16 protein-coding genes are annotated in these 14,878 nt (G+C 59.2%); 8 read left to right on the forward strand and 8 right to left on the reverse strand.

Annotated elements, in window-relative coordinates:
- Positions 1–102 precede the first annotated feature (102 nt).
- From DK254_RS08205 to DK254_RS08235, 7 genes are all read left to right on the forward strand, one after another.
- Entirely contained in the window at positions 103–1,464 is a 1,362-nt protein-coding gene (locus DK254_RS08205; RefSeq protein ID WP_109933377.1) for a DUF1329 domain-containing protein, read from the forward strand.
- Positions 1,465–1,482: 18 nt separating this feature from the next.
- Positions 1,483–3,330, forward strand: coding sequence for a DUF1302 domain-containing protein (locus DK254_RS08210; protein ID WP_109933378.1), 1,848 nt, complete (start codon positions 1,483–1,485; stop codon positions 3,328–3,330).
- A gap of 70 nt (positions 3,331–3,400) precedes the next feature.
- Complete coding sequence (locus DK254_RS08215; RefSeq protein ID WP_109933379.1) at positions 3,401–5,761, forward strand: RND family transporter; 2,361 nt, start codon at positions 3,401–3,403, stop codon at positions 5,759–5,761.
- 15 nt (positions 5,762–5,776) lie between these two features.
- Positions 5,777–6,718, forward strand: coding sequence for a YCF48-related protein (locus tag DK254_RS08220; RefSeq protein WP_109933380.1), 942 nt, complete (start codon positions 5,777–5,779; stop codon positions 6,716–6,718).
- Positions 6,719–6,803: 85 nt separating this feature from the next.
- Positions 6,804–7,520: an NAD(P)H-dependent oxidoreductase gene (locus tag DK254_RS08225; protein WP_109933381.1), complete on the forward strand. Its 717-nt coding sequence runs from the start codon at positions 6,804–6,806 to the stop codon at positions 7,518–7,520.
- The gene (locus DK254_RS08230; RefSeq protein ID WP_256595830.1) at positions 7,480–8,109 is read left to right on the forward strand and encodes a hypothetical protein; all 630 of its coding nucleotides are present in this window, start codon (positions 7,480–7,482) and stop codon (positions 8,107–8,109) included. The genes DK254_RS08225 and DK254_RS08230 overlap by 41 nt, the downstream gene beginning before the upstream one ends.
- A 134-nt stretch (positions 8,110–8,243) precedes the next feature.
- Positions 8,244–8,786 (forward strand): flavin reductase family protein, encoded by a 543-nt coding sequence (locus DK254_RS08235; RefSeq protein ID WP_109933382.1) that lies wholly within the window; start codon positions 8,244–8,246, stop codon positions 8,784–8,786.
- A 57-nt stretch (positions 8,787–8,843) separates the two neighbouring features.
- Here DK254_RS08235 and DK254_RS08240 read toward each other — a convergent pair whose 3' ends face one another.
- The 3 genes from DK254_RS08240 to DK254_RS33755 all read right to left on the reverse strand — a co-directional run bounded on the left by DK254_RS08240 (position 8,844) and on the right by DK254_RS33755 (position 11,489).
- A complete protein-coding gene (locus tag DK254_RS08240) occupies positions 8,844–9,563 on the reverse strand; it encodes a hypothetical protein (RefSeq protein WP_109933383.1) in 720 nt (239 codons plus the stop codon).
- A gap of 95 nt (positions 9,564–9,658) precedes the next feature.
- On the reverse strand, positions 9,659–10,120 hold the full coding sequence (locus tag DK254_RS08245) for a YrhA family protein (protein WP_146219583.1): 462 nt from the start codon (positions 10,118–10,120) through the stop codon (positions 9,659–9,661).
- 925 nt (positions 10,121–11,045) lie between these two features.
- The gene (locus tag DK254_RS33755) at positions 11,046–11,489 is read right to left on the reverse strand and encodes a hypothetical protein (protein ID WP_146219584.1); all 444 of its coding nucleotides are present in this window, start codon (positions 11,487–11,489) and stop codon (positions 11,046–11,048) included.
- 251 nt (positions 11,490–11,740) lie between these two features.
- On the opposite strand from DK254_RS33755, the gene DK254_RS33760 reads away from it, so the two are divergent.
- Positions 11,741–11,980 (forward strand): hypothetical protein, encoded by a 240-nt coding sequence (locus tag DK254_RS33760; protein ID WP_218281408.1) that lies wholly within the window; start codon positions 11,741–11,743, stop codon positions 11,978–11,980.
- A 49-nt stretch (positions 11,981–12,029) separates the two neighbouring features.
- Here DK254_RS33760 and DK254_RS08260 read toward each other — a convergent pair whose 3' ends face one another.
- The 5 genes from DK254_RS08260 to DK254_RS08270 form a co-directional block, all read right to left on the reverse strand.
- Positions 12,030–12,518, reverse strand: coding sequence for an SMI1/KNR4 family protein (locus tag DK254_RS08260; RefSeq protein ID WP_109933387.1), 489 nt, complete (start codon positions 12,516–12,518; stop codon positions 12,030–12,032).
- A gap of 167 nt (positions 12,519–12,685) precedes the next feature.
- Positions 12,686–13,117: a DUF2628 domain-containing protein gene (locus DK254_RS08265; protein ID WP_109933388.1), complete on the reverse strand. Its 432-nt coding sequence runs from the start codon at positions 13,115–13,117 to the stop codon at positions 12,686–12,688.
- 40 nt (positions 13,118–13,157) lie between these two features.
- Entirely contained in the window at positions 13,158–13,427 is a 270-nt protein-coding gene (locus DK254_RS33765; RefSeq protein ID WP_141137700.1) for a hypothetical protein, read from the reverse strand.
- Positions 13,428–13,475: 48 nt separating this feature from the next.
- A complete protein-coding gene (locus DK254_RS33770; RefSeq protein ID WP_146219586.1) occupies positions 13,476–14,105 on the reverse strand; it encodes an Imm43 family immunity protein in 630 nt (209 codons plus the stop codon).
- A partial coding sequence (locus DK254_RS08270; RefSeq protein ID WP_109933957.1) for an RHS repeat-associated core domain-containing protein occupies positions 14,102–14,878 on the reverse strand: 777 nt, incomplete at its 5' end. The genes DK254_RS33770 and DK254_RS08270, both read right to left, overlap by 4 nt.

Raw genomic sequence — 14,878 nt, forward strand, 5'->3', positions numbered from 1 at the left:
CTTTGGATAGCTTTGCACTCCAGGCGAGCCCGATGTCGAGCCCCTCTGGGGCACCTCGAACTGCTTCCCGATAAACACAAAAAGCTCCTCCAGGAGAAGTTCATGAGAAACCTCCCGCTTTCGCTGTTGGGCGGTGCGCTGTTGGCGCTCCTTGGTACTGTTCAGGCGCAGGGCGCCGCTGCGGCTGGCCCGGGCGAGCTTGGCAACGCGCTCACCCCTGTCGGTGCCGAGAAGGCCGGCAACGCCGACGGCAGCATCCCGGCCTGGAACGGCGGGCTGACCCAGGCGCCGGCCGGCTGGAGCCCTGGCCATGGTGACCCTTATGCCGCTGACAAGCCGTTGTACCACGTGGATGCGAAGAACCTCGCGCAGTACCAGGCGCTGCTGCCCGAAGGGCAGGTGGCGCTGATCAAGGCTTACCCGAGCTATCGCCTGGACGTCTATCCCACCCATCGCAGCTGCGCCGTTCCCACCGAGGTGGCGCAGCGCACCAGGGAACTCGCCGGGCAGGCGCGCATCGGTAGCGACGGCTGGCGCCTGGAGCAGGCACCCGGCGCGGCGGTGCCGTTCCCGCTGCCGAAGAGCGGCATCGAGGTCATGTGGAACTACAAGCTGCGCTACATGGCCAAGGGGCGGCGGGCGCAGATCTCGTTCCTGATGCGCGAGAAGGGCGGCTCGCTCACCGAAGTCAAGCAGTGGGCCTATGAGTACTACCCGTGGAACGACCCCGCGGTGAAAAGCCCGGCCGACACCGGCGGCATCGAGGCCAAGTTGCTCTACGACGTGCTCTCGCCCTCGTCGCGCGCCGGCGAGATGTACCTGGTGCACGCCTACCTGGACAAGCCGCAGGACTCCTGGATCTACTTCCCCGGCCAGCGCCGCGTACGCCTCGCGCCCTCGTTCGCCTACGACAACCCCATCGCCGGCTCCGACAGCCTGTACTTCGTCGACCAGATCAACATGTTCACCGGCGCCCTGGACCGCTATGACTTCAAGCTGGTCGGCAAGAAGGAAATGCTGGTGCCGTACAACTCCTACAAGCTGGTCGACAAGGCCAACAAGTACGAGCAGCTGATCGGCCAGGACTACCTGAACCGCGACGCGCAGCGCTACGAGAAGCACCGCGTGTGGGTGGTGGAAGCCACCGTGAAGGCCGACAAGCGCCACTCCTTCGCCAAGCGGGTCTTCTTCATCGACGAGGACAGCTGGAGCCTGCTGTACGTCGACATGTACGACGCCAAGGGCAACCTCTGGCGCTTCCAGGAAGGCAGCCTCTGGGCCGACCCGGAAATCCAGGCCTGCACCAACTTCGAATACGTCAGCTACGACCTGGTCGCGCGCCGCTACATCGCCGACGGCTTCACCCAGGAAGGGGAGGCCCTCGACCTCCCCGCGGGCCTGCAGGGGCGGGTGAGCGACAAGATGTTCAGCGCCAACGAATTGCGTCGCCGCGGCGAACGCTGATCAGCCCGGAGAAACCTCATGAACAAGAACGACAAGTGCGGCGCGCAAGCGCCGCAGGGGATGCTGCGCGCCCGCAATACCTCGACCCTGGCCCTGCTGGCGGCTTCCGGCCTGCTGTGGGCGCAGCCGGGCCAGGCCTTCGTCTTCGGCTCCGAAGCGGGCGTTTCCGGCAGCTTCGACTCAACGCTTTCCTATGGCTTCGCCACCCGCCTGCAGTCGCCGGACTGCAATCTCGTCGGCAGCGACAGCGGCGGCTGCAACAACGGCGCCAACACCGAACTTGGGCGCTACTACAACCTGTCCAGGGGCAACGGCTACGCCAATGCCGACATCAACTACAGCAACGCCGACGACGGTGACCTGAACTACCACAAGCACGACGTCTATTCCCAGGTAATCAAGGGCACCCACGAGCTGAGCCTGAAGTTCGGCGACGGCTGGAGCGCCCTCGGCCGGGTCGCCTGGGCCAGGGACTTCAAGATGGACGACACCCGTCGCACCGACCTCGAAGACACCGCCAGGCGCGATGCCACCGAGCGCTTCGACCTGCTCGACCTGTGGCTGGCCAGGAGCTTCGACCTCGGCCAGATGCCGGCCAAGGTCAAGGTGGGCAACCAGGTGATCAGCTGGGGCGAGGAAATCTTCGTCACCGGCGGCATCAACCAGATCAACGCCCTCAGCCTGCCCAAGTACCACACCCCGGGTACCCAGTTGAAGGAAGTGTTCATCCCGGCGCCCATGGCCTCGTTCAACCTGGGCCTGAGCGACACCCTGAACCTGGAGGGTTACTACCAGTTCAAGTGGAACGCCTACGCGCTCGACCCGGTGGGCACCTACTTCTCCGCGGCGGACGTAGCCGGGGAAGGGCGCCGCGCCATCTACTATCCGACCAACTATGTCGAGGGCATCCTGCCCGGCACCTGCGCCGCCACCCCCAGCGGGCGTTGCGGCGACCCGCTGAGCAGCGGCCTGAGCACGGCCGACCTGGTAGCCGCGGGCCTGGCGGTGCCCTACGCGGGTGAGCGCGAGGCGAAGAACGGCGGCCAGTACGGCCTGGCCCTGCGCTGGCGGGCGGAGGGCATCGACACCGAGTTCGGCCTGTTCTACGAGCGCTACCACGACAAGCTGCCCTTCATCGGCTACACCGCGCGCAAGGACCCGGACAACCTGGTGGTGGACGACTACTTCATCAACTACGGCGAGGACAAGGACCTCTTCGGCCTGTCGATGAACACCATGCTCGGCCCGGTGGCCGTGGCCGGCGAGCTGTCGTACCGCCCGCACGACAGCGTCGCCATCGACCCCACCGTGCCCTTCGGCAGCGCCTTCACCGGCAGCTACAACAAGTACAGCGTGTTCGACACCGGGGTGAACAAGGGCTTCGTCGAAGAGCGGAAGTGGCAGGCCGACCTCAACGCCATCTACACCTTCTCCGCCAACGACGTGCTGGGCTTCATCCCCACCAGCCTCGGCGCTTCCGACGGCTTCATGATGGCCGAGGCGGTCGTCACCTACTACCCGGGCCTGGATACCTCCGGCAAGGTGCCCTACGCGCTGCCGGACTACGCGCTGCCGGACAAGGCCTCCTGGGGCTACGTCACCGAGTTCGGGATCAACTACCCGGACCTGTTCGGCAGCGGCGTCACCGTCACCCCGCAGCTGGACTTCAGCCAGGACGTGAACGGTACCTCGCCCAACGCCTCGCCCTTCGTCGAGGGCCGCAAGTCGCTGACCACCTCGCTGCTGTTCAACTACCGCGACCGCTGGAAGGGCGGCCTGCAGTGGGTGCAGTTCTGGGGCGGCGGCGCCAACAACCTGATGGCTGACCGCGACTTCCTCGGCGGCAGCGTTTCCTACTCGTTCTGATCCCTGGCAGTAGACCGCCGGCGGCGGCCCCTGGCCGGCGCCCGCGGCACTCGTTGCATCGAGGCATTCCATGTTGGCTTACCTGGTGTCGGCGCTCGAGCGCCTTCTCTTCCGCCATCGCCTGGCGACCCTCGGCCTGCTGGCCGCAATCACCCTGGTGATGGGCTTCTACGCCTCGCGCCTGGAGATGTCGGCCGGCTTCGACAAGCAGCTGCCGCAGCAGCATGCGTTCATCAAGACCTTCAACCAGTACCGCGACGTGCTGTTCGGCGCCAACCGCATCATCGTGGTGCTGCACGCCAGGCACGGCGACATCTGGAACAGGCAGGCGATGACCCGCCTGTACGACCTCACCCAGGCGCTGTTCTTCATGCCGGGCATCGACCGCCGCAGCGTGACCTCGCTGTGGACGCCGAACACCCGCGCGGTGCAGATCACCGAGGAGGGCATGAAGGCCGAGGACGTGGTCGGCGGCGACGTCACCGTCGGTACCCTGGACGACCGCGCCATCGCCGGCATCCGCGAGCGCACCATCATCGGTGGCTTCGTCGGCAGCCTGGTGGCCAACGACTACTCCGGCGCCATGGTGGTGGCCGAGCTGGCCGACCCGGACCCGCAGACCGGCAAGCGCCTCGACTACCTCGAGTTCAGCCAGCGCCTGGAAGAGCAGGTGCGCGCCAGGTACGCCGACGCCGACTATGACGTGCAGATCATCGGCTTCGCCAAGCAGATGGGCGACATCGGCGCCGGGGCCAGGAGCGTGGTGGCGTTCTTCGGCCTGGCCTTCGTCCTCACCGTGCTGGCGGTGTACTGGTACACGCGCTCCTGGGTGCTGACCTTCCTGCCGCTGTGTTGCTCGCTGGTGTCGGTGGTCTGGCAGTTCGGCACCCTCACGCTGCTCGGCTTCGGCCTGGACCCGCTGGCGATCCTGGTGCCCTTCCTGGTCTTCGCCATCGGCGTGAGCCACGGGGTGCAGCAGGTCAACTACATCGCCAAGGAAGTCTGCGCCGGCGCCGACGGCCTGACCGCCGCGCGGCGCAGCTTCGTCGGCCTGCTGATCCCCGGCACCCTGGCGCTGATCACCGCCTTCGTCGGCTTCGCCACCCTGGTGCTGGTGCCCATCCCGATGATCCGCGAGCTGGCGATCACCGCCTCGGTGGGGGTGGCCTACAAGATCGTCACCAACCTGGTCATGCTGCCGCTGCTGGCCAGCTACTTCCGCTTCGATGCCGCCTACGTGGCCCGCGTCGAAAGGCTGCGCCGCGCGCGCGACGGGCTGATGGTCCGCCTGGGGCGCATCGCCGAGCCGCGCAACGCGGCCATCGGCGGCGTGCTGTGCCTGCTGCTCATGGCCGTGGCCGTGTGGCAGAGCCAGGGCCGCCATATCGGCCACGTGCTGCCGGGGGCGCCCGAACTGCGCGCCGACTCGCGCTACAACCAGGACGTACAGAGCGTCGTGGACCACTTCTCCCTGGGCCTGGACCTGTTCACCGTCGCCGTGGAGACCCCGGCCGGCGGCTGTTACCAGCACGACGTGATGCGCTACGTGGAGCGCCTGACCTGGTACCTGGGCAACGTGCCCGGCGTGCTCTCGGCGCAATCGCTGCCGGCGCTGACCAAGCTGGCGGCCTCCGGGGTGAACGAGGGCAACCCGAAATGGGCGGCGCTGCCGCAGGACGAACTGTCCCTCGCCGAAGCCGTGCGCCAGGTGCCCGAAGCCCTGCACCTGTACAACGCCGACTGCACGCTGCTGCCGGTCAACCTGTACCTCGCCGACCACAAGGCCACCACCCTGACCCGCGTGGTGCAGGCGGTGGAAAGCTACCGCGCCAGCCACCCCATGGCGGGCGTGAACGTGCGCCTGGCCAGCGGCAACGCCGGGGTGCAGGCCGCCACCAACCAGGTGGTGGAGGCCTCCGAGCTGCCGATGATGCTCTACGTCTACCTGACCATCCTGCTGCTGGTGTTCCTCGTCTACCGCGACTGGCGGGCCATGGTCGCCTGCTGCCTGCCGCTGACCCTGGCCACCTTCCTCGGCTACTGGTTCATGAAGGCGCTGGACATCGGCCTGACCGTGGCCACCCTGCCGGTGATGGTGCTCGCCGTGGGCATAGGTGTGGACTACGCGTTCTACATCTACAACCGCCTGCAGATGCACCTGGCCGCCGGGCAGAACATCGTCGACGCCTTCAAGCAGGCCCTGCGCGAGGTGGGCGTGGCCACGGTGTTCACCGCGCTGACGCTCTCGGTCGGTGTCGCCACCTGGGCCTTCTCGGCGCTGAAGTTCCAGGCCGACATGGGGCTGCTGCTCACCTTCATGTTCATGGCCAACATGCTCATGGCCATCACCCTGCTGCCGGCCATCGCCGTACTGCTGGAAACCCTGATCCCGCGGCGGGGGCCGGTGCGCGCGCCCCTGATCGCCCATTGAATGGAGGACGCGCGAATGTCCAGCATCCAACCCCTGCGCCCGCTCCTGGCCGCGCTGGTACTGAGCCTCGCCGGGCAGGCCTGGGCCGCCGAAACGCAAAGCCCGGCCATCGCCCTGGACGCCGCGCAGCGCACGCCGCTGGTCGCGGTGGCCGGGGCCGGCCAGCGCCTGGTGGCCGTCGGTGACCATGGCGTGGTCGTGCTATCCGACGATGGCGATGCCTGGCGCCAGGCGCGCAGCGTGCCGGTCGACGGCCTGCTGACGGCGGTGAGTTTCGTCGACGACCGCCAGGGCTGGGCCGTCGGCCATGGCGGCGTGCTCCTGCACAGCGAGGACGGCGGCGAAACCTGGGCCCTGCAGCAGCGCCTGGACGACAAGCCGGTGCTGCTCTCGGTGTGGTTCGAGAACGCCCGCCACGGCATCGTCGTCGGCGCCTACGGCTACGCCGCGCAGACCGAGGACGGCGGGCGCAGTTGGCGACGCCTGGCGGTCACCGCCGAAGGTGACGACTTCCATCTCAACCACATCTTCGCCGGCAGCAATGGCGGCCTGTTCATCGCGGCGGAACAGGGGCACGCCTATCGCTCGCTGGACCGCGGCGCGACCTGGCAAGCGCTCGACACCGGCGCCAGCGGCTCGCTGTGGAGCGGGTCGGGGCTGCGCGACGGCCGGCTGCTGCTGGCCGGCATGAGCGGCCGGGTGCTGCTCGGCGATCGCCTGGGCGAGCACTGGCAGGCGCTGGACAGTGGCAGCCACGAGGCGATCACGGCCGTTGCGCAGTTGGCCGATGGGCGCGTGGCGCTGGTCGGCAATGGCGGCCTCGTCGCGCTTTCCGACGCCAGCCTTGCGCGCTTCGCTGCCGCACGACGGGAAGACCGCCTGAACCTGTCGGCACTGGCGCCGCGGGCGGATGGGCATCTGCTGCTGTTCGGGCCCGCCGGGGTGATTACCCAATAGAAACGGGCCGCCCTGGTGTCCGCTGGCGCGTTCGCCGGACACCAGGGCGGCCACCCAGTTGTCAAAAACGGAAGTCTGGAAAGCAATGAAAGTCTTGATAGTACATGCCCACAACGAGCCGGCCTCTTTCAACGCCGCGCTGAAAAACCTCGCGGTCATGGTGTTGGGCGAGCAGGGGCACGAAGTGGTCGTTTCCGATCTTTATGCCCAGAAGTTCAACCCGGTTGCCACCGCCGAGGATTTCGGACATCGAGCCAATGGCGAATATCTGGTCTATGCGCTGGAGCAACGGCACAACCACAACAACGGCATGTTGGCGGCGGACATCCAGGTGGAGCTCGAAAAGATAAAGTGGGCCGACCTGATCATCTTCAACTTCCCCCTCTACTGGTTCGGCATGCCCGCCATCATGAAGGGGTGGATCGACCGGGTCTTTGTGTCCGGGTTCTGCTATGGCGGGCGGCGGATCTACGACCGAGGCGGCTTGAAGGGAAAGAGGGCGATGCTCGCCTTCAGCCTGGGCGGGCAGCGCCATATGTTCGGCAAAGGCGCCGTGCATGGCGAGATGGAAGCCCTGCTGCGCCCCATCCACCAGGGAATGCTCGCCTATGTCGGGCTCGAGGTCCTGCCGCCATTCATTGCCTATCACGTCCCATACATAAGCGCGGCGGAGCGCCGGGAGTACTTGAATGAGTACGCCCGGCACCTCGTTACCCTCGAGCAGCGCGAGGCGCTGAAGTTCCCAAGGCTGGACGACTTCGATGAGTCGCTTCGTCCCCTGGGGGAGGAACGGGGCTGCTGAGCCGCCCGCTTTGCGGGCTGGCCATTTTCAGGGTTTGAAAATACCTGTCGAATTCAAGTTGGAGAACCTCATGCCCTCAAAGGAATTCATCGAGGGGTTCCGCCAGGAACTCGCCAATCGCTCGTTCGCGCTGATAACCGTAAGGCGGATGGCGGCGCGTTGCAGGGGAAGTGATTGGCATATGTTCTGGCAGGCCTATTGGGACCTGGAAATCCTGAATGCTCGTCGATACGAAGCCGCGGCGCTGCGCTGGGGGCTGGACCCCACCCCGGGATTACCGACGAAGCTGAAGGCCTGGATCGTTTCGTCGGTACCCCGGTGCCTGATGGTTGGGCTGGTGAAGTTCGTTCACGGAAAGACCATCGCCTATGTCGATCGGCTGCGCGACCTGCGGCAGTCGGGGCCGGCCGAGACCGTGGCATTTCTGGATTTCATGGTGGAGCAGGAAGAACTTCAAGTTGAAATGATGCGGCTGGCGCTGGCCGGCCGACATTCGGAAATGCGTGCCTGCGCGGAAGGTTTTTTCCTGAAGCATGAAGGTTCCACTTCCAGGCCCGGACAGGGTGCCAGGCAGGTATCCGCAAGCTGAATGCGAGTCCAGTGACGTGGCTCGGGGAAAACGCCTACGCTATTACTTCCCACGCCCCTGGGGAGGGGGGAAGAAAGGCCACACCACCAGTGGTCTCCATCCCTCGCCGTAGCACGCAACGAGGAACCCTCGCCATGAAAGCGCTGAAGCTGGAGAAGGCCTTCACCCTCCTGGAGCCCGGCCCGCTGGTATTGGTCACCACTTGCGACGACGGCCAGCGCAACATCATGACCCTGTCCTGGACCATGGTGGTCGACTTCACTCCACGCTTCGCCCTTACCACCGGGCCCTGGAACTACTCCTACACCGCCCTGGAGAAGACCCGCGAGTGCGTCATCGCCATTCCCTCCGTGGACCTGCTCGACACCGTGGTCGGCATAGGCACCTGCTCCGGCGCCGACACCGACAAGTTCGCCCGCTTCGGGCTGACCGCCCTGCCAGCTAGGCATGTCGGCGCGCCGCTGATTGGCGAGTGCCTGGCGAACATCGAGTGCCGGGTGGTCGACGTGATCGAGCGGCACAACATAGTGGTACTCGACGGCATCGCCGCCTATGTCGATTCCAGGCGCGAGGAGCGTCGTACCCTGCATGCTGTCGGTGATGGCACCTTCGTGGTGGATGGCGAGATGCTGGACCGGCGCAAGGCGATGCGCTCGAAGTTGCCGCCTGGTGTCTAGGTGGTTGGGTGTGGCTACGGCAGAGCCATGGGGCTTGGCATCGAGTCCGAATCTTTCCTAGCCGAGTGTCCGTGATAGCCAGGCGATCAACCTGGCCAGCCAGAAGCGCTGGCGCCACGCGCGAATCTGCGGCAGGTTCTCGAAGATGAATGGTTTGACGCGACTGCGTTCCTGGCTGGCCAGTGATTTGAGCGCAGGAATGGCATTGCGCAGGTAGTACACGTAGTACAGGGAGGTGACTGCGAAGAATCCATAGAGCCAGAGCGCGACATGGGCCTTGTCAGCGGGTTCGCCTAGCATTGCCATCACCGTGGCGGAAAGCGCGGCTGCGATACCGCCGGTCCAAGCACCAAGGCTTTTGTCGTCGTCTTCGGAGTAGCTGACCTGTTCGTGACGGACCTGAAACGGTGAAGTGAACTTGCGGCGGAGCCCTACCAGCCAGTAGGCCGCTATCGTCAGCCCACTGGGGACGAGGGCCATACCGAGTGCCTGCAACTGCGGTTGTCCACCCAGGCGCTGAAAAGCCGCGATCCCCATTACCAGGCCCAGCATCGGGCAGACTGCGAGCCAGTTGATGAGTACGGTACTGGCAAAATCGAGGAAACGCTCGCTGACGCAAGATACTCGCAGAAAACGCACGAAGGCCCACATGCAAATCAGCAGGTAGGGCAGCAGAAGCATCGGCATCAGGCCGACGGCTGCGCCACCTATCAGCACCCAGCAGAGCAAGCCGGAAAGCAATTGCCTGAAGAATCGGTTCGGGTCGGGTGTGAGCATCCTGTCTTTCAATCGGATATCTATAAAGCCCCTCTGCTGTGTCGCCGGAGTGGAAATTCCTCTTGAGTGGTAATAATGAATTTCGTCGACTCAGGTTAGATTCGATCTTCTATTCTCTGTAGGATATGATCCAACAGTTTGGAGAAGCTATCGAAATCCTCAAATAGATTGTCGAGTGACTGCTTGTCCCTGACTTCATATTTCAAAGACTTTGTGTTGAATATGAAGACGTCCAGGTCATCATCGCCTAGGAAAATATAATCAGATTTCCACTCTAGTTCTCGATGTGCGACGTTCATCAAGATAAAAGATAGACCTTTTTCTTCAGGTGCGTCTGCCAGGAGAGTAGTGGAGTAAAAGAATATACCTTCGACAGTAAGCCCATCATGGATCTTCAGGAACTCCAGATAATCTATCGGCGGACAAATGCCTAACCGTCTTTTTGAGATGAGCAGAAGGCGTTCGATCTCTAATGGTGTAGCGCCAGGGAACAGTGGAAGCCTGACCTGCTTTTGCAGAATCTCAATTTTGGAGAGTAGTTCATCTCTGTTGTTCATGATGGCTGACTGTATAAGTAACTGTTGGTTGAAAAATCGGAAAACTCCTCTTTCTATAAGCATCCTGATCTTCATCAAGCATTGGGCTGGGTTCATTAACTGCAGAAAACGATTGCCCCGAGGGGGTAGATCGGAACTTGGAGCTAAAGTGCCGATATCACCCAGAAGCTCTTGCTGTTCAGTCTATGTTTCTCTTTAATCTTCCAGCCTTCGGGTGTTTTACAAAGAGTAAATATGAAGTTGGACTTCAATCCATCGGTTTGGGTTGTATGGATTTTACAAATATGATGTTTCTCATCAATGCTTATTATCTTATCTTTGTGGGGGTGTAGGTGGCTGGAACTGTACAGCCTAAATCGACCAGCCTGTCTCTATTCGGTGTGGTTTCCATTGAGTACTTTTCCAATATGACTTTTAGTTTTTCTCGATAGACTCCGCATAGCTCTTTAGTATCATGGTCGGCCTCGTCGTATTCGTCTTGAGCCTTGCAGAAACTAGTTTCCCATATGTGCATTTCACACATGAAATCCTTTAGAATGTCTATTGCGTTCATTCTAATTTCTCACTCTCAATTTTTGAGGATAAAAGATAATTTTTCATCTGCCTATTGGCGAGCAACGAGTAAGGTATTTCCCAGAGTGTTGCAGGAGGTATGTGTAGTTTCCTTCCATGGGGCTATCATTCTTACCTCTACCTGATGTGTAAATTTTCTCCTGGCTGGCACAGGATATGGACAATGGGAATATAAGCAGATATGAGGTTTAATCGCGAACCTTACATCCCTGCAATAGGCGCAGACCCTGGCAGAGAAGGCCTGCTCTCTGTCGGATCATGGACCTGGCGGGGGTAATCAATACCTTCGCGAAGATCCCTGAGGGGGGCGCTCTCACGTGAGGTGCACGCCAGCCTGAGCTAGACCGAGCCTTTAGCTACTTATCCAGCTTAATATTTGTTTTGTATATTTTCGAGGGGCTTGAACTCGGATAGCTGTTAGGTACCTTTCCAATGCCTTCTCTCCTCGTCCGGCTACGATTATTTCTACTATATTGTTTAGCAAGTAGCTCGCTGCGTATCCTGTGAGTTCGGATGCTTCCGATTCTGTTGATAAGCCTAGTTTTTCGTCGAGGCCACGTGTGCTTTCATGTTTTCTCACTGTGTATCTAGTTAAACTCCCCTCTGAGTTTCGAAGAAAGTTCTTAGCGTCTTGAATGTCCACGTTTGCAGCGCTCATCTTTCTTTGACTTAGTATCGACAGCTGTTCGTTGTGATCTTTCAGGGTTTCTATCGGAATCTCTTTTTCGATGTTTGTTAGTGCGGCTTGATATTCTTTGCTTTTTATGAGATTGGTGATTTCATGTGCTTCTACCATGTGTCGAGCTCCTTTCTCAACTAGGGGCGACAGTTGTTGAGCGTTAATTTTGCGTTAGAGGTATTTAACTCTATGGTCGCCGTGAGTCAGCAGGCCGCAGTGTTGGTCGTAGAAGGCGAAGCGTTTCTGCCATTTCGGCTTGAGGTGGCATGGGACCTCCTATCGTGATTCTCCGTGATGGCTCAGGCCTTTTTCAGCCGTGCTGTCACCAGTACCGTAGCAAAACCCCAGGGGCTGGTCCTACGGTTGGAATGGGGCGCAGCACGAAGAAACCGACTACTGCCGTGGCTACGGCGGCAATCACGGCGATTTTCTTGTCAGCGGTGATGCTGAACTTGTTGTTGTACTGTTTGCATTCCCTTGCCCCGCCGGGCTTGGACGGGCCCATGATGGCGGGGGAGAAGGGGTTGATTGGTGTGGCAATGGGAGAATTTTATATTGATATCTTTATCGAATATATTTGTGAGCTAGGCTTTGGTGGAATCTTCTGATTGTAATGGCAGTATTGCTTTGATTGGTATTAGGAGGGCTGATTTTAAGTTATATATAAATTTCTGATTCATGTTTAAGGTTGCTGATAAAGCTTTCAAATGAACTGGTTAGCCACCGGTAGGCATTGGTGTGGTTTGACTCTGGGCTGATGTTATTGTCGAATGAGTCGGTTGCGTAGAAACATATGTTGTTTTCGGTTAAGTCTAAGCAAAAGAAGTTCCCTCCGTCGTCTATTGCAAAGGGGAGAAGGGTTTCAGGGACGACTTTTTTCGTCATTGTGGTATAGAGTGCATCTAGATATTTAGTGTCATTGCTATAGGTCTCGTTGGTTCTGGCAATAATCTTGAAGCGCTTAACTCGTACGGGGTCGTAATTGTCGTCGCTATCCCACCAGTCTCTATCTGGTATTCCGCCATTATGGGTTAGGTAAAATTGCTTGAAGTCCTCGGGTAATGAATGGTTGACTATTTTCTCTAATAGTTCGATGTCAGGTAGGCTTATGCTTGGTCCGGATTTATAAAATTTAAGAGCAGACATTGTAATTCCTTGGTTTAGCAAGTGGCCTCGGTTTCTAGTCTTCCTATATTGATCATGGCCCACTCCTGTGTTTGGTATTTTTAGTAAGCTGTAAAGCAACACGGCCTTGGCTATACCAAGGCCGTTATCATCTTCAGCGAATTATTAGAAAGCAAACTGAGGCTTGGCTATAGCATCCGCTGGCCTTCAAAGGGATTCCAGCCTTGCTGGCCTTTGACCTGCTTGAGGTAGTAGGCGTAGTTGGTGATGACGGCGTAGCAGGCGGCGAAGCCCATGCCGATGCCGTTATCCAGCGCGCGGGGAATCTCGATGCCGGTCAGTATCTCGAACAGACCCTCCAGGATGCCCACCGCGAAGATGATGCCGAGCATCGCCAGGTTCTTTTTCCACAAGCCGAGGACGAACCAGTAGATGGGGCCGAAGAAGAAGGCCAGGAGGCTGGCGTTGATCAGGATGCGCTTGCCGAAGGGCAGGGCGCGCAGGGCCTGCTTGTAGGTTTCGCTGCGCGGGCCGCCGTGCTGGTCATAGAAGGCGAAGCGTTCCTGCCATTTCGGCTTGAGGTTGCCTTGGCTGGGTTGGGTTTGCGGGATGCTTTCCATGGGACCTCCTGTCATGGTTATCCGTGTGGGTGGCTGTGGCTCAGGCCTTCTTCAGCCGCGCCGCGGCGAGGAAGGTCACCAGTACCGTGGCGAAACCCCAGAGGGCTGGTCCTACGGTTGGAATGGGGCGCAGCACGAAGAAACCGACTACTGCCGTCGCTACGGCGGCAATCACGGCGATTTTCTTGTCAGCGGTGATGCTGAACTTGTTGTTGCACTGTTTGCATTCCCTTGCCCCGCCGGGCTTGGACGGGCCCATGATGGCGGGGGAGAAGGGGCTGATGGAAGTGGAACAGTGAGGGCATTTCATTATGAAATCCTTTTCTTAAATAATAGCTTTGAACTGAGTTGGCAGTTTCTAGTCAGTGATTTCCCCCCATGGGTCATAGCGATATTTTTCATCTATTGGTTGGAATGTTATGTTTGAGGCTTGTTGCTGTTCTAGTTTGTTTTTAAATCTTTCGCTGCAGGCGAGGCTCATTGTTTCTGTGCAGCGAAATAGATCTAGCTTTGTGCTTAGTGGAGAGAATTTCTTTATCCAGCTATAAACCGGTGTTGGGGGGAAGAGATTGTTTATCATCGGCCTTCCAGTCTCGATATCCTTCTCTTCTTGGAAAATGGATCTCTCTGTGTCAAGAAGAGAGAGGTTCTGGGCAGGAAGAAATACGTAATAATTCTTTGGAGGGCGCTCTCCGTTGGAGAATTTGATTTCAATCGGGATTTTTCTATACTTGACGTTCAGTTCATTACAGGCTTCTATGAATTTTTCTGATACGAAATAAGTATTGGTTCCGTAGAAGTCTGCATTAAATTCTTTTATATGTCTGTCAGTAATTTTTATTTTGTAGTCTTTTTGGATTGTAATTGACTCTGGGTGGGGTTCGTACGTGTTCCACTCCCATTCTGGATGGTTTATCTCCATTGGGATGTGTTCAGAGTTTCCTTTGTTGGCAGCGTAAGTTATGAAGTAGTAAGTGGGATTATTCATAGAAGTCTTCCAGTTATTTTGTCGATGACAAACTTTCCACTCTCTAGCCCTTCTTTTGCCATGCTCTGAATTCTGCCTACTCCCAAAGCTAGCTGAGTGTCACTTAGATTTCCGGTGCTAAAGAGTCTATTTAGCTTGTCCAGTTCGGTTTTTATTGTGCCAGTGTAGTTTGAGTGATTTGACCAGTGGCCGGGAAGTCCAATTTTTTTAGCTAAATCAGAGCTTCCCGGCAAGAAGATACCATTGGATGCCCCGTCTCCATCGAAGCCCATACTTTTTAGACGGTTAAACATAGGGGCATAGTCTGCATGTTTCATTAACTCTTCAGGGATAAGATGGTGATTGGCCATCCCATCCCCTGGTCGTGCCCCCATATTGTTGCCAAGCTTAGTAGAGCACCACCCCAGCGGGTCTATCCACTGAAAGGGATTTGGTCCATATAGGTATATGTTTATTCCTCCGCCCAACCCAATCGGATCCTGCCCCACAAACCGCCCCACCACCGGATCGTAGTAGCGGAAGGTGTTGTAGTGCAGCCCCGTCTCCGCGTCGAAGTACTGCCCCTGGAACCTCAGGTTCTGCTCGATCTCTTCTGCCGCATAGCGTTCCACTTCTCCCCAGGCCTTGTAGGTGGCCTGCCATACCGGCTTGCCGTCCTCGTCGGTGACGTCCAGCGGCGTGCCGATCTGGTCGGTGTGGAAGTAGTAGGTGCGCTCTTCGTCGCCTTCCCGGTCGACGCGGGCCAGGGGGGCGTAGCTGTCGGGTTCGTAGAG

This window comes from Pseudomonas sp. RW407 (assembly GCF_003176655.1).
In the GTDB taxonomy this organism is placed as follows: domain Bacteria; phylum Pseudomonadota; class Gammaproteobacteria; order Pseudomonadales; family Pseudomonadaceae; genus Pseudomonas; species Pseudomonas delhiensis.

Coding starts and splice junctions, on each gene's coding strand:
- DK254_RS08265 (WP_109933388.1), bottom strand. CDS start 13,117: ATGGAAAGCATCCCGCAAACCCAACCCAGCCAAGGCAACCTCAAGCCG.
- DK254_RS08220 (WP_109933380.1), top strand. CDS start 5,777: ATGTCCAGCATCCAACCCCTGCGCCCGCTCCTGGCCGCGCTGGTACTG.
- DK254_RS08240 (WP_109933383.1), bottom strand. CDS start 9,563: ATGCTCACACCCGACCCGAACCGATTCTTCAGGCAATTGCTTTCCGGC.
- DK254_RS33755 (WP_146219584.1), bottom strand. CDS start 11,489: ATGGTAGAAGCACATGAAATCACCAATCTCATAAAAAGCAAAGAATAT.
- DK254_RS08225 (WP_109933381.1), top strand. CDS start 6,804: ATGAAAGTCTTGATAGTACATGCCCACAACGAGCCGGCCTCTTTCAAC.
- DK254_RS08260 (WP_109933387.1), bottom strand. CDS start 12,518: ATGTCTGCTCTTAAATTTTATAAATCCGGACCAAGCATAAGCCTACCT.
- DK254_RS08205 (WP_109933377.1), top strand. CDS start 103: ATGAGAAACCTCCCGCTTTCGCTGTTGGGCGGTGCGCTGTTGGCGCTC.
- DK254_RS08230 (WP_256595830.1), top strand. CDS start 7,480: ATGAGTCGCTTCGTCCCCTGGGGGAGGAACGGGGCTGCTGAGCCGCCC.
- DK254_RS08215 (WP_109933379.1), top strand. CDS start 3,401: ATGTTGGCTTACCTGGTGTCGGCGCTCGAGCGCCTTCTCTTCCGCCAT.
- DK254_RS33770 (WP_146219586.1), bottom strand. CDS start 14,105: ATGAATAATCCCACTTACTACTTCATAACTTACGCTGCCAACAAAGGA.
- DK254_RS08245 (WP_146219583.1), bottom strand. CDS start 10,120: ATGAACAACAGAGATGAACTACTCTCCAAAATTGAGATTCTGCAAAAG.
- DK254_RS33765 (WP_141137700.1), bottom strand. CDS start 13,427: ATGAAATGCCCTCACTGTTCCACTTCCATCAGCCCCTTCTCCCCCGCC.
- DK254_RS08235 (WP_109933382.1), top strand. CDS start 8,244: ATGAAAGCGCTGAAGCTGGAGAAGGCCTTCACCCTCCTGGAGCCCGGC.
- DK254_RS33760 (WP_218281408.1), top strand. CDS start 11,741: ATGGGGCGCAGCACGAAGAAACCGACTACTGCCGTGGCTACGGCGGCA.
- DK254_RS08210 (WP_109933378.1), top strand. CDS start 1,483: ATGAACAAGAACGACAAGTGCGGCGCGCAAGCGCCGCAGGGGATGCTG.